This window comes from Altererythrobacter sp. C41 (genome assembly GCF_016803135.1).
GTDB lineage: Bacteria > Pseudomonadota > Alphaproteobacteria > Sphingomonadales > Sphingomonadaceae > Pelagerythrobacter.
On sequence record NZ_JAEVFE010000002.1, the window covers coordinates 194179 to 208375 of the forward strand.

A 14197-nucleotide genomic window follows, 5' to 3' on the forward strand; every position below is an offset into this window, starting at 1 on the left:
AGGCGCGGCTCTTAGGCGCATTGGGGATTGAGGGAAAGGGCTGCTGGAACGCGGCGCGCGCGCCGCCTATCCTGCCGCCCATGAGCGACACTCTACCCCAGAGCTGGCGGCCGGTGCTCGATCCGGTCCTTGCCGCCCCCGAAGCGAGGCGGCTGGGCGGCTGGCTTCGCGCCGAGGAAGCTGCCGGGCGGACGATCTACCCCCCGCGCGGCACGCGCCTCGCCGCGCTCGACCTGACGCCGCTGGAGGACGTGAAAGTCGTGATCCTCGGACAGGATCCCTACCACGGGCCGGATCAGGCGATGGGCCTGTGCTTCGCCGTGCCCGAAGGCGTCCGTGTGCCGCCGAGCCTGGTCAACATCTACAAGGAACTGGAAAGCGATCTCGGCCTGCCCCCACCGGGGCACGGCGATCTGAGCGCCTGGGCGCGGCAGGGCGTGCTCCTGCTCAACAATTCGCTGACCGTGGAGGCGGGGCGCGCGGGCAGCCATGCCGGCAAGGGGTGGGAGACGATCACCGATGCCTGCGTCGCGGCGGTCGCCGCGCGGCCCGAGCCGAGCGTGTTCATCCTCTGGGGTAGCCACGCGCAAGGGAAGGCCGCGCGCATTCCCGAACTCGCGCAGAGCGACCGACATCTCGTGCTGCGCTCGCCGCACCCGAGCCCACTCTCCGCCCACCGCGGCTTCTTCGGCTCGCGCCCCTTCAGCAAGGCCAACGCCTTCCTCGAGGCGCAGGGCCGCGGCGCGATCAACTGGCGGGTTTAGACGCGCCCTAGCGCGGCAGTTCGCTCGTGCCCATCAGCGCTTCGTCGACGGCCCGGGCAGCCTGGCGGCCTTCGCGGATCGCCCAGACGACGAGGCTTTGCCCGCGGCGCATGTCGCCGCAGGAGAAGACGTTCGGCTCGCTCGTGGCGTAGCTCCGCGTGTCGGCGGCGACATTGCCGCGTCCGTCCAGTTCGACGCCCGCGCGGTCGAGCAGACCGCGGCGCTTGGGGCCGGTGAAGCCCATCGCGAGCAGGATCAGGTCGGCCCGCAGCGTGAATTCGCTGCCTTCGACCTCGTGCATGCGTCCGTCACGCCATTCGACGCGCACGCATTCGAGGCCGGCGACTTCGCCGTTCTCGGCAACCACGCGCTTCGCCAGCACGGCCCAGTCGCGGTCCACGCCTTCCTGGTGGCTGGAGGACGTGCGCAGCTTGAGCGGCCAGTCGGGCCAGGTCAGCGCCTTGTCTTCCTTCTCCGGCGGCTTGGGCATGATCTCGAGCTGGGTCACGCTTGCGGCGCCCTGGCGGTTGGAGGTGCCGACACAGTCGCTGCCGGTGTCGCCGCCGCCGATCACGATCACGTGCTTGCCCGTCGCCGTCAGCGAGCCGCGCGGGGCGGCGCGCACTTCGTCGTCGCCCGCGTTGCGCTTGTTCTGCTGGGTCAGGAATTCCATCGCCAGCCGCACGCCCGGAAGCTCGGCGCCCGGAATGTCGAGCTGGCGCGCCTTCTCCGCGCCCCCGGCCAGCACGATGGCGTCGAAATTCTCCTTCAGCGCGCTGAACGAAACCTCGACGCCGACTTCGCTGTTGGTGCGGAACTGGACCCCTTCGGCCTCCATCTGCACCGCACGGCGGTTGATGAGGTGCTTCTCCATCTTGAAGTCGGGAATGCCATAGCGCAGCAGGCCGCCGATCCGGTCGGCCTTCTCGAACACCGTGACTGCATGGCCCGCGCGGGCGAGCTGCTGAGCGCAGGCGAGACCGGCCGGGCCCGATCCGATCACCGCGACCGATTTGCCGGTCGGCTTTTCCGCGATCTGCGGCTTGATCCAGCCTTCCTGCCAGCCGCGGTCGACGATCGCGCATTCGATCGACTTGATCGTCACCGGGGTGTCGACGATGTTCAGCGTGCAGGCCGCTTCGCACGGGGCCGGGCAGACGCGGCCGGTGAACTCGGGGAAATTGTTGGTCGAATGGAGCGTGTCGAGCGCGCGCTTCCAGTCCGCTTCGTAGACGAGATGGTTCCAGTCCGGGATCAGGTTGTTCACCGGGCAGCCGGTGTGACAGTACGGAATTCCGCAGTTCATGCAGCGCGCCGCCTGGTTGCGCAGCTTGTCGTCCGGCAGGGGGACGACGAATTCCTTGTAATGCGCGAGGCGCTCGGCGGGATCGGCATAGCCGCGATCCTCGCGCTCGAATTCGAGGAAGCCTGTTTCCTTGCCCATGACGGTCAAGTCTCCGATTTGGCCGTCACCCCTGCGCAGGCAGGGGTCCAGTCGACGCCGCCGATATCGACGGACGGTATCTGGATCCCCGCCTTCGCGGGGATGACGAAAAGAAAATGAAAAGTCACTCCGCCGCCACGCTTTCGGCCTCGATCCGCTCGCTCTCGAGCTGTTCGAGCGCGCGGGCATAGTCGCGCGGCATGACCTTGACGAAGCGCGTCAGCGCCGCGTCCCAGTTCTCGAGCAGCGCGGCGGCCTTGGCCGAACCCGTGTGCAGCTTGTGCCGCTCGACCAGGATGCGCAGGCGCTCTGCGTCGTGGCGCAGCATGTCGCCCATGCCGAGGTCGTGGACCGAGCGTGCGCGCTGCTGCGGGCGGCCCGTGCCTTCCTCGGCGTCGGGCGCGGCCGATACCGGCAGCAGATCGACCTGCGCCGGATTGCACAAGTGCTCGAAGTCGCCGTCCTCGTCGTAGACGTAAGCGACGCCCCCGCTCATTCCCGCGGCGAAGTTGCGCCCGGTGCGGCCGAGCACGCAGACGACGCCGCCAGTCATGTATTCGCAGCCATGGTCGCCCGTGCCCTCGACCACCGCGACTGCGCCCGAATTGCGCACCGCGAAACGCTCGCCCGCGACGCCGGCGAAGTAGGCCTCGCCCGAGATCGCGCCATAGAGCACGGTGTTGCCGACGATGATGTTCTCGCCCGGATCGCGTGCCACGTGGGCCGGCTGGCGCACGACGATGCGGCCGCCCGACAGGCCCTTGCCGACGTAGTCGTTCGCATCGCCCGTCAGGTCCAGCGTAACCCCGTGTGCCAGCCACGCGCCGAAGCTCTGGCCGGCGACACCGGTCAGGTTGATGCGAATCGTCTCGGGCTTGAGGCCGGCATGCCCGTGGCGGCGGGCAACCTCGCCCGACAGCATCGCGCCGAAGGTGCGGTTGACGTTGCGGATCTCGCGCTCGATCTGGATCGGGGCCCCGCTGTCGATCGCGGCGCGGCAAGCTTCGATCACCTCGTTGTCCATCGCGGCGGCGAGGCCGTGCTCCTGCACCTGGGTGTGATGCAGTGCGCCGCTGCCCTGGGGGGCGGCCACCTGGAGCACGCGGGACAGATCGACGCCGTGCGCCTTCCAGTGGCGCTCGACCCGGCGCGTGTCGATCCGGTCCACCCGGCCGATCATCTCCTCGATCGTACGGAAGCCCATCTCGGCCATGATCTGGCGCAGTTCCTCGGCGACGAAGAAGAAGTAGTTGATCACATGCTCGGGGGTGCCGGTGAAGCGCTTCCTCAACACCGGATCCTGCGTCGCCACGCCGACCGGGCAGGTGTTGAGGTGGCACTTGCGCATCATGATGCAGCCCGCCGCGATCAGCGGCGCAGTGGCGAAGCCGAACTCGTCGGCGCCGAGCAGCGCGCCGATCGCCACGTCGCGCCCGGTGCGCAGGCCGCCGTCGACCTGCACCGCGATGCGGCTGCGAAGGTCGTTGAGCAGCAGCGTCTGCTGCGTTTCGGCCAAGCCGATTTCCCACGGCGATCCGGCATGCGTCAGGCTGGTCAGCGGCGATGCGCCGGTGCCGCCTTCGTAACCCGAGATGGTGACGTGGTCGGCCTTGCTCTTGGACACGCCCGCGGCGACCGTGCCGACGCCGACTTCGCTCACCAGCTTGACCGAGATGCGCGCGCTCGGCTGCACGTTCTTGAGATCGTGGATGAGCTGCGCCAGATCCTCGATCGAATAAATATCGTGATGCGGCGGCGGGCTGATCAGGCCGACACCCGGGGTCGAGTGGCGCACCGCACCGATCGTCTTGTCGACCTTGTGGCCGGGGAGCTGACCGCCCTCGCCGGGCTTGGCGCCCTGGGCCATCTTGATCTGGATGTCGTCGGAATTGACCAGGTACTCGGTCGTCACGCCGAAACGGCCCGAGGCGACCTGCTTGATGCGGCTGCGCATCGAATCGCCGTTGTCCAGCGGCGTGAAGCGATCGGGTTCCTCGCCGCCTTCGCCGGTGTTCGAGCGGCCGCCGATGCGGTTCATCGCGATCGCGAGCGTGGTGTGCGCTTCGCGGCTGATCGAACCGAAGCTCATCGCGCCGGTGCTGAAGCGCTTGACGATCTCGCTTGCCGGCTCGACCTCGTCGATCGGCACCGGCGTCTCGGCCGGCTTCAGGTCCATCAGCCCGCGGATCGTCAGCAGCCGTTCGGACTGCTCGTTGATTTCGCGCGCGAAGTCCTCGTAGCGCTCCCGCGAGTTGCCGCGCACCGCGTGCTGCAGGCTGGCGACGCTGCCCGGCGTCCAGGCGTGGTCCTCGCCGCGCAGACGGTACTGGTAGATGCCGCCCGCGTCGAGCATGCCGCGGTAGAGCGGATTGTCGCCGTGCGCGAGCGCGTGGCGGCGGACCGCCTCTTCCGCCACTTCGGCAAGGCCGATGCCTTCGATCGTCGTCGCCGTGCCGGTGAAGTACTTCTCGATGAAGGCGCTCGACAGACCGACCGCATCGAAGATCTGCGCCCCGCAATAGGACTGGTAGGTCGAGATGCCCATCTTGGACATGACCTTGAGCATGCCCTTGCCGATGGCCTTGATGTAGTTCTTTCGCGCGTCGGCCGGCGCGATCTCGGGGAAACGCTCGGCGCGCAGGGCCTCGATCGTCTCGAACGCGACGTAGGGGTTGATCGCCTCCGCGCCATACCCGGCGAGCACGCAGTAGTGATGCACCTCGCGCGCTTCGCCGGTCTCGACCACCAGGCCGGTCTGCATTCTGAGACCTTGGCGCACGAGGTGGTGGTGGACCGCCGCGGTGGCGAGCAAGGCCGGGATGGGGATGCGATCCGGGCCCTGTGCACGGTCCGACAGGATCAGGATGTTGTGATCGAGCAGAACGGCCTCGGTCGCGGCCCAGCAGAGCTCCTTGAGGGCCATTTCGAGCCCGTCTGCGCCGCTGTGTGCATCCCAGGAAATGTCCAGCGTGTGGGTGCGGAAGGCGCCGTCGAGCGCGGCCTCGACAGAGCGGATCTTGGCCAGATCCTCGTTGGTCAGGATCGGCTGGCTGACCTCGAGCCGCTTGTGTGTGCCCGCGTCGCGCCCGAGCAGGTTGGGGCGCGGGCCGACCATCGACAGCAGGCTCATGACCAGCTCCTCGCGGATCGGATCGATCGGCGGGTTGGTCACCTGGGCGAAGTTCTGCTTGAAGTAATCGTAGAGCAGGCGCGGCCGCTGGCTCAGCACGGCGAGCGGCGTGTCGGTGCCCATCGAGCCGATCGGGTCGTCGCCGGTCAGCGCCATGGGCTCGAGGAAGCGTCCGATATCCTCCTGCGTGTACCCGAAGGCCTGCTGGCGTTCGAGCAGCGCCGTCGTATGATCGGGGATCGCGGCCAGCTCGGGCTCGATCGTGTCGAGGTCCTCGAGCTTGTACTGCGTCTGCGCCAGCCACTTCTCGTAGGGGTGCGCGGCGGCGAGCTCGGCTTTGAGCTCGGCATCCTCGACGATGCGGCCCTGTTCGAGATCGATCAGCAGCATCTTGCCCGGCTGGAGCCGCCACTTGCGCACGATGTCGGCTTCCGCGAACGGCAGCACGCCGCTTTCCGAGGCGAGGCAGACGAGATCGTCCTTGGTCACGCAGTAGCGCGCGGGCCGGAGGCCATTGCGGTCGAGCGTCGCGCCGATCTGGCGCCCGTCGGTGAAGGCGACAGCGGCGGGCCCGTCCCAGGGTTCCATCAGCGCAGCGTGATATTCGTAGAACGCGCGCCGCGCCGGATCCATCAGCGGGTTCTTCGCCCATGCTTCGGGCATGAGCATCATCATCGCGTGGGCGAGGCTGTATCCGCCCGCGAGCAGCAGTTCGAGCGCGTTGTCGAGGCAAGCGGTATCCGACTGGCCGTGCGGGATCAGCGGCCACATCTTGTCGAGATCGGCGCCGAGCAGCTCGCTCTCCATCGTCCGCCGGCGCGCTTCCATCCAGTTCACGTTGCCGCGGACGGTGTTGATCTCGCCGTTGTGCGCCATGAAGCGGTAGGGGTGCGCGAGCCGCCAGCTCGGGAAAGTGTTGGTCGAGAAGCGCTGGTGCACGAGGCCGAGCGCGGAGACGCAGCGCGGATCGCGCAGATCGTCGTAGAAACTGCCGACCTGATTCGCGAGCAGCAGGCCCTTGTAGACGATCGTGCGGCTGGAGAAGCTCGGGATGTAAGTTTCGGTCAGTCCGGGCAGGCCGTGCTTCTCGGCCAGCTTGCGCAGCGGATTCAGCGTCTGCTTGCGGATGACGATCAGCTTGCGCTCGAACGCGTCGCGATCGGCGCAGTTGTCGCCGCGCGCGACCACGCACTGCCGCATGACCGGCATCGATTCGATCACCGCCTTGCCGAGCCCGTCGAGCGTGACCGGCACGTCGCGCCAGCCGACGAGCCGCTGACCTTCCTTGGCGACGAACTTTTCGAGTTGTTCGGCGACGAAGGTGCGTGCCGCCTCGTCCTGCGGCAGGAAGCATTGCGCGACGGCATAGTCCCCGGCGGCCGGCAGGTCGTAGCCTGCCTCCGCCGCCCAGTCGCGCAGCAATGGATCGGGAACCTGCAGCAGGATGCCCGCGCCGTCGCCCAGCAGCGGGTCGGCGCCGACGGCGCCGCGGTGGTCGAGGTTGGCGAGAATCTCGAGCGCCTGCGCAACGATCGCGTGGCTTTTCTGGCCTCTGATGTGCGCTACGAAACCGACACCGCACGAATCGTGTTCGTTGCGTGGATCATACAGACCTGTCGGCGTGGGAAATCCCATCCAGAAACCTCGTCATGTCAGGTGCCGAAGCGCGTGCCTCCCCCACGCTCCGGCAATGAAGCGCTTTCCGTGGCGCGCAATCGCGCACGAAAATTATCGCGAAGGCGCTTCATGACGATACGAACGGATTTTTGCAACTGCGAAGGCAGCGCATAGGTATTAGTAATTCTTGCGCGCGCAAAAGCGCCCCGGGGCCTCAGGCGGTGCCGCTGAGGCGCTGAAGCTTGTGCAGGGCCTCGCGCAGGGCGCGTTCGGCCTGTGCCTGATCGACTGGCGGCAACTCGCCTGCCGGCGGCGCGGCGCGCACGCCGCGAGGCGCGTCGAAGGGGCGCTCCAGCGCCATGAGCGGCGACGCCGCCGGCGCGACACGGCGCTCCTCCTGTCCGGGAAAGACCACGACCGGCTCGAACGCTTCGTTTTCACCGTCCTCCGGATCGTCTTCGATGCGCACGAACTCGCGCTCGCGTTCCGGCCGCCGGATGCTGAGCAGCGAGCTGTAGGTACCGTCGACAGGCGAGTCGTCGCTCTCGTCCTCCCCGGGGTCGGACGGGGGCGCGGCGAACGGACGCGTCTCAGGCGTCAGCGACAAGGTGAGCGCGAGATCGTCCTGCTCCTCGTCGATGAAATCGTCGTCCAGCGCGAGCGGGCGCAGCGCGGCGGGAATCGCTTCCGCCGGTGCTGCGCCTTCGGCCGACGACACCGGTTTCGGCGCAGGCTTCGGCTCGAGGCGCGGCGCTTCCTCCGCCTCCACACCGAGGTCGGGCACGTAGCGGGCCGGCATCTCGACGGGAGGAAGTTCCGTCTGGGCCCGTTCGGCCGCACGCTGGAGCGAGATCGCGAATCGATCGACGAGCTCGGCGATGGACAGTTCGCGCAGTGGCCGGTCTTCCGCGCCGATGGGCCCGCCAGCGGGCGCCGGCGATGGCTCGCCTGCTTCGCCGTCAGTGGCCATCAACGGGTGGCCGAACGGTGCGGGCGTTGCCGCGGGGTCAAATTCGTCGCGCAGGGCATCGACGGGCGTTTCCGCGCCGAGCGGCACGTCGATCGGGTCGATTTCCGGCGCGGCGAAGGCGGATGGCACGTCGAAGGGACGCGTCGGCTCGGCTGCGACCGGCGTCGACGCGACCACAGGGTCTTCGATTCGGTGCACAGGTGCTTCCGCGGTTTCGGGTTCCTCGACCGGTTCGGGCGAGTGGTCCGCAAACGCCGTGAGATCGAGCGCCTCGTCTTCCAGCGCTGGCGGTTCTTCCTCGGCGAGCATCACGATCTCGGCATCCGCACCCGGCAGGGGCGCGTAGTCGAGCAGTTCACTCGGCCCGCTTTCCTCGGTCAGCGAAAGCGCGCGGCGGCGCCCGGGGATCGGCGCGGAACGCAAATCCTCGACCGGCTCGTCGAAGCCGTCGGCACCGAGTTCCTCGTGCGCCGAGATCGGACGCTTCGCGGGCTCGGCGCTTTTCGGCTCGCGTCGCACGGATACAGGTACGAAGCGCGGCGCAGCCTGAGCGGCAGCGACCTTGCGCGCGATGTAGAGCCCGGCGAGGGCGCCGAGGCCCGCACCGACCAGCGCGATCAGGATGCGGGCGGCAACCCCCAGCGGCGGTTCCGCGGCCGAAACGACCGTGTGCAGGCCCGTCGCGATTACGAGACTCTCGAACAGGGCCACGGGCAGGACGAGGCTGCCGATGCCGAGCAGCGCGGCGAACCATAGCGCCACGATGGCGGGAAACGCCGGATGCTGGCTGATGGGCGGCTTGCTGGCGATCGTGCCGATGTGCGTGGCTGCCACTTCGTTCTTCCCCGTTGCGCGGGCGATGCGCGCCTTATGCGGCGGCGGGCACGGCCCCATTCGGCATGGGGGCTAACAGGCGATGGTAAACGTCTTGATAACGACGAACGTTGCGCGCCCAGTCATGGTGTTCCGCCACGTGAGCCCGCGCCTGCGCGCGCATTGCATCCCAAGCGCCGCGGTTCCGCAGGAGGTTGGCCAGCGTGGCGGCGCAGGCGGCCGGATCGTCGGCGGCGAACAGGGCGCCGGTCTTCCCGTCCGGGATCAGCTCCCGGTGACCGCCGACGTCGGACGCCGCGACGAGCCTGTGCTGCGCCATGGCCTCGAGCGGCTTGAGCGGCGTCACGAGGTCCGTCAGGCGGCTGCGCTTGCGCGGATAGGCGAGCACGTCGATCAGCGAATAGTATCGCTCGACCACTTGGTGCGGCACCCGCCCGGTAAAGCGAATCGCCTCGCCAGCGGGGCTCGCGTGGGCTTGCGCGCGCAGCGCATCGTCCATCGGTCCGCCCCCGACCAGAAGAAGCTGCGCACCCGGTATCTCGGCGCGCAGAAGGGGCATGGCGGCGATCAGATCGTCCAGCCCTTCGTAGTCGTAGAAGCTGCCGATGAAGCCGATCACAGGGCCGCTCCCGAGATCCAGCTCCTGGACCAGCGCCTCGTCGCGAGCGACGGGTTCGCCGAACAGCGACAGATCGACGCCATTGGGGGAGAGGCCAATCTTGCCCGGCGCGAAGCCGCGCACGACGAGATCGTCCTTCAACCCCCAGCAGATCGTGAACACTGCGTCCGCCCCCGCGACCACGCGGTTCTCCAGTGCGCGTGTCAGCCGGTACTTGAGCGAGCCTTCGCGCCCGGTGCCGTTGCCGACCGCCGCGTCCTCCCAGAAAGCGCGGATCTCGTAGACCAGGGGAATGCCATGGCGGCGCGCGACCTTCATCGCCGCGGCGCCGCACAAAGCGGGGGAGTGCGCGTGGAGCACGTCGGGCCGCCATTCGCGCGCGACTCGCTCGATCGATTCCGCGAAACGCGCGATCTCGCGCCATTCGCGCAGGCCAGCCGGCCCCGATGCCGAACCGGACGCGCGGTGGAAGGTGAGCCCGTCCACCGTCTCCACGGGCGGGCCGTCCGCCGCATGGCGCAGGCCGGTCACGCCGCGCACCTCCAGCCCCGCGGCTTCCTGGCTCTTCAGGATTGCGCGCGTGCGGAAGGTGTAGCCGCTGTGCAGCGGCAGCGAGTGGTCTAGGACGTGCAGCACCCGGGTCATCGCGCCGCGTGGTGCCACGGCAACCTTAACGGCGCGTCAACCGCCGGGTGCTAGTCGGCCTCGACGCGCCAATCGAAAGCACTTTTCCGGTTTGATCGACTACTTCGCCCTCGGTTTGATCCACGCGCTGATCGCGATCGCACTGCTGCGGCTCGCGGGGCGCGACGCGACCGACCGCGATCCGGCTCTCGAGGAGGCGCGCGGCGACAGCGGCGACAGCGGGCAGGCGCCCGATGCTTGACCTCGCGCTGTTCTGCTTCGTCATGGCGTTCCTCGTGGTCGGCCTGCGCCGCCCGTTCCTCTGGGTGCTTGCCTACTGCTACATCGACATCCTCGCGCCGCAGAAGATCGGCTGGTCGATCACCTCGGCGCTGCCGATCTCGCTGATCGCCTTCTGCGCCGCCTTCGCCGGATGGCTGCTGACCGACAGCAAGAAGGACCTGGGCTTCACTTTCCGCCAGTTCCTGTTGGCGGTGCTGCTGCTCTACTGCTTCTGGACCACGCAGATAGCCGATTTCCCGGTCGAGGCGCAGGTGAAGTGGGACTGGGTGTGGAAGGCGCTGGTCTTCGCGATCTTCCTGCCGTTCACGCTTACCACGCGCCTGCGCATCGAAGGCGTCGCGCTGATCATGGTGCTGACCGCAGGCGCGATCATCATCAGCGCAGGGATGAAGACCGCGCTGGGCGGCGGCGGCTATGCCTCGCTCTATTTCTTCGTCAACGACAACAGCGGGATGTACGAAAGCTCGACGCTGGCGACGGTGGCGATCGCGATCATACCGCTGATCGTCTGGTTCACGCGCCACGGCACCGTGTTCCCTCCCGACTGGCGGGTGAAGGCGTTCGGCTACGCGCTGATCTTCGCCTGCCTGCTCATCCCGGTTGGGACGGAGGCGCGCACCGGCCTCCTGTGCCTTGCCGTACTGGCCGTGATCTCGCTGCGCGACGTCAAGCGGCGCTTTACCTACATCGTCGCGGGCGCCGCGCTGGGGCTGATGGCGCTGCCGTTCCTGCCGCAGAGTTACTACGAGCGCATGGCGACGATCGGCACACACGACCAGAATCAGTCCGCCTCCACCCGCGTCGCAGTGTGGCGCTGGACATACGATTACGCGAAGGAGAATCCCTTCGGCGGCGGGTTCGATGCCTATCGCGGCAACAGCTTCACCTACAAGCTGCCGGTCCTCGTCGAGCAGCGCGGCACGACCGCGATCGAATACAAGGACGTCGTCGACAAGGCGCGGGCCTACCACTCCGCGATATTCGAGATGCTGGGCGAGCAGGGCTGGCCTGGCCTTGGGCTGTGGCTCTGGATCCACGCGCTCGGCCTGTGGCAGATGGAGCGAATCCGTCGCCGGTGGCGCGGCCGGACCGGCGCGGCAGAGCAATGGCAGGCGCCGCTCGCCAGCGCCTTGCAGGTGGCGCAGATCATCTACCTCGTCGGATCGCTGTTCCAGGGCATCGCCTATCAGCCGTTCGTGCTCATGCTGATCGGCCTCCAGATCGGCCTCTGGTCCTATTGCAAACGGCTCGATTCGCGGGCCCGGGAGGCCCGCCGCGTCCGTCGGCCGCAGGCCCCGCCGATCTCCGGCGGCGATGCCGTAGCGGCAGGCGCGGGCGCGTTGCGCTAGCTCCGGCGATGCGTCATGAAGCCGCGGTTTCTAGTCAGACTCGCGGCAAAGGAGAGGCGCAGTGACCCCGCAGGAAATCGCAGAAAAGGTCGGCCAGCAGATCGGCACCAGCGAATGGGTCGAAATGAGCCAGGAGCGGATCAACCAGTTCGCCGAAGCGACGGGCGATCACCAGTTCATCCATGTCGACGAGGAAAAGGCGAAGATGACGCCCTTCGGCGGCACGATCGCCCACGGCTTCCTGACGCTGTCGATGATCCCTTATCTTGGCGCCAAGTCGGACCTGCCGCGGCCCGAGGGCGTGAAGATGGGCGTCAACTACGGCGGCAACAAGACGCGCTTCATCAACCCGGTCCGCTCGGGCAAGCGCATCCGCGGGCACTGGAAGCTGATCGAAATGGTCGAGAAGCGCCCGGGCCAGTGGCAGCAGACGCACGAGATCACGATCGAGATCGAAGGCGAGGAGAAGCCTGCCCTCATCGCCGAGTGGATCACGCAGCTTTTCGTCTGAACGAGCACCCCCCATTTGGGGAGGGAAGGCGGCGGCGGGTGCCGCTACCGGTGGTGCGAGGCCTTTCCCGATCCGCTCTCCGAAGGGCGGATCTGATTTTCGAAGGAGTTTGTTTCCATGTCACGCGACGCAGTCATCGTATCCACCGCCCGCACTGCCATCGGCCGCGCCTACAAGGGCGGGTTCAACGACACCAGGGGCGCCACGCTCGGCTCCTATTCGCTTGCGCCCGCCATCGAGCGCGCCGGGATCGAGCCGGGTGAGATCGACGATGTGCTCTGGGGCTCGGCGCTCCAGCAGGGCACGCAGGCGGGCAATCTCGCGCGCCAGGTCGCGCTGCGTGCCGGGTGCCCGATCGGCACCTCGGGCATGACGATCGACCGCCAGTGCTCGTCCGGCCTGATGTCGATCGCCACGGCGGCCAAGCAGATCATCATCGACAACATGGACGTCGTCGCCGCCGGCGGGCAGGAATCGATCAGCCTCGTGCAGACCAAGGAAATGCGCGTGATGCCCGATCCCGAACTCATCAACATGCACGGCGCGATCTACATGCCGATGCTGCAGACCGCGGAGACGGTCGCCCAGCGCTACGGCATCACTCGCGAGGCGCAGGACGAATACGCCCTGCAATCGCAGCAGCGCACGGCTGCGGCGCAGGCCGCTGGCAAGTTCGACGGCGAGATCGTGCCGGTCACCACGACGATGAAGGTGACGAACAAGGAAACCGGCGAGGTTTCCGACCGCGAAGTCACCATCGCCAAGGACGAAGGCAACCGGCCCGAGACCACGCTAGAAGGCCTCGCCGCCCTGCAGCCGGTCATGGGCCCGGGCACCACGATCACCGCGGGCAACGCCAGCCAGCTCAGCGACGGCTCCTCGGCCAGCGTACTGATGGAAGCCAGGCTCGCCGAGAAGCGCGGCCTCACCCCGCTCGGCCGCTATGTCGGCATGGCGGTCGCGGGTACCGAGCCCGACGAGATGGGCATCGGCCCGATCTTCGCGATCCCCAAGCTGCTCGAGCGCACCGGCATCAAGCTCGAGGACGTCGGCCTGTGGGAACTCAACGAAGCGTTCGCGGTCCAGGTGCTTTATTGCCGCGACAAGCTGGGCATTCCGAACGAACTGCTCAACGTCAACGGCGGCTCGATTTCGATCGGCCATCCCTATGGCATGACCGGCGCGCGCTGCGTCGGCCACGCGCTGATCGAAGGCAAGCGGCGCGGCGCGAAATATGTCGTCGTGACGATGTGCGTGGGCGGCGGCATGGGCGCGGCGGGGATGTTCGAAGTCCTCTGATTCATCCGCATTTGAACGGGCGGGCGGTTCATGCGTTCTTCTTCGTGCGTCTTGCCGAAGGAGAACCGCATGCGCCGCCCTTTCGTTTGGCTATGGCTTGCAGCCGTGCTGCCGCTCGCCGGGTGCTCGCAGGAAGCCCCGGAGCGTGAGCCGGTGGAGGCGCCGCCCTCGCCTGCTGCGCGGGACGCCGGAACCCCCGCCGCGGAGCGAGCGCCCGATCCTGCAGCCGAAGAACCCGCCCGCGCGGACGGCTACTCGTCCGCCTATACCGCGTTCGACCTCGAAGCCTGCCGTCTAACCGGCGAATCGAGCGAGGGCGCGAGCGCCGACTATGCGTGCCCCGGCCGCGGGGATGTCCCGATCTTCGTCCATCTCGGCGACGGGCGGCTCGATATCGATGCAGGCATCGACGGCGAGGAATTCACGACCATCGGCGCCTTCAACGAACTCGGGGAGGGGCTCGAATGGCGAATGAAGGACGGGACGCCGTTCGCGGTGATCTTCCGCTACCGCGACGTCGCCCCGCAAAGCGAGGGCCGCACGGTGATCGGAATCGAGAAGATCGGACAGGCGGGCGAACCGGGCTGCCGCGTGGCGCAGATCGGCGGTGAAACGCCGGGCGCGAACCGCGTCGCGCGCGAAATCGCCGACACGCGCGCGGAAGACTTCCGCTGCGGCGCCGACGAGATGCGGGTGGTGGGCAACGCACGCTAGCGCTTGCCGTGCCTCCGTT

General features: G+C 68.0%; 10 protein-coding genes. 6 read left to right on the forward strand and 4 right to left on the reverse strand.

Annotation, left to right across the window (positions count from 1 at the left end; genetic code table 11):
- Window positions 1-80: 80 nt before the first annotated feature.
- The gene (gene ung / locus JNO53_RS04845; RefSeq protein WP_203108244.1) at window positions 81-764 is read left to right on the forward strand and encodes a uracil-DNA glycosylase; all 684 of its coding nucleotides are present in this window, start codon (window positions 81-83) and stop codon (window positions 762-764) included.
- A gap of 7 nt (window positions 765-771) precedes the next feature.
- Here the strand turns inward: ung and JNO53_RS04850 are convergent, their stop codons facing one another.
- The 4 genes from JNO53_RS04850 to JNO53_RS04865 all read right to left on the reverse strand — a co-directional run bounded on the left by JNO53_RS04850 (window position 772) and on the right by JNO53_RS04865 (window position 10023).
- A complete protein-coding gene (locus JNO53_RS04850; RefSeq protein ID WP_203108246.1) occupies window positions 772-2208 on the reverse strand; it encodes a glutamate synthase subunit beta in 1437 nt (478 codons plus the stop codon).
- A gap of 124 nt (window positions 2209-2332) precedes the next feature.
- Window positions 2333-6973 carry a glutamate synthase large subunit gene (gltB, locus tag JNO53_RS04855; RefSeq protein WP_203108248.1) on the reverse strand — a complete coding sequence of 1547 codons (4641 nt, stop codon included), beginning with the start codon at window positions 6971-6973 and terminating at the stop codon, window positions 2333-2335.
- A 196-nt stretch (window positions 6974-7169) separates the two neighbouring features.
- On the reverse strand, window positions 7170-8759 hold the full coding sequence (locus JNO53_RS04860; RefSeq protein WP_203108250.1) for a hypothetical protein: 1590 nt from the start codon (window positions 8757-8759) through the stop codon (window positions 7170-7172).
- A 34-nt stretch (window positions 8760-8793) separates the two neighbouring features.
- On the reverse strand, window positions 8794-10023 hold the full coding sequence (locus JNO53_RS04865) for a TIGR04063 family PEP-CTERM/XrtA system glycosyltransferase (protein ID WP_203108252.1): 1230 nt from the start codon (window positions 10021-10023) through the stop codon (window positions 8794-8796).
- A 91-nt stretch (window positions 10024-10114) separates the two neighbouring features.
- On the opposite strand from JNO53_RS04865, the gene JNO53_RS04870 reads away from it, so the two are divergent.
- From JNO53_RS04870 to JNO53_RS04890, 5 genes are all read left to right on the forward strand, one after another.
- The gene (locus JNO53_RS04870) at window positions 10115-10264 is read left to right on the forward strand and encodes a hypothetical protein (protein WP_203108254.1); all 150 of its coding nucleotides are present in this window, start codon (window positions 10115-10117) and stop codon (window positions 10262-10264) included.
- Window positions 10257-11654 carry a DUF5935 domain-containing protein gene (locus JNO53_RS04875; RefSeq protein WP_203108256.1) on the forward strand — a complete coding sequence of 466 codons (1398 nt, stop codon included), beginning with the start codon at window positions 10257-10259 and terminating at the stop codon, window positions 11652-11654. Before JNO53_RS04870 ends, JNO53_RS04875 begins: the two co-directional genes overlap by 8 nt.
- 61 nt (window positions 11655-11715) lie before the next feature.
- Window positions 11716-12165, forward strand: coding sequence for a MaoC/PaaZ C-terminal domain-containing protein (locus JNO53_RS04880; protein WP_203108258.1), 450 nt, complete (start codon window positions 11716-11718; stop codon window positions 12163-12165).
- A gap of 117 nt (window positions 12166-12282) precedes the next feature.
- Window positions 12283-13464 (forward strand): acetyl-CoA C-acyltransferase, encoded by a 1182-nt coding sequence (locus tag JNO53_RS04885; protein WP_203108260.1) that lies wholly within the window; start codon window positions 12283-12285, stop codon window positions 13462-13464.
- 69 nt (window positions 13465-13533) lie between these two features.
- Entirely contained in the window at window positions 13534-14178 is a 645-nt protein-coding gene (locus tag JNO53_RS04890; protein ID WP_203108262.1) for a hypothetical protein, read from the forward strand.
- The last annotated feature ends 19 nt before the right edge of the window (window positions 14179-14197 follow it).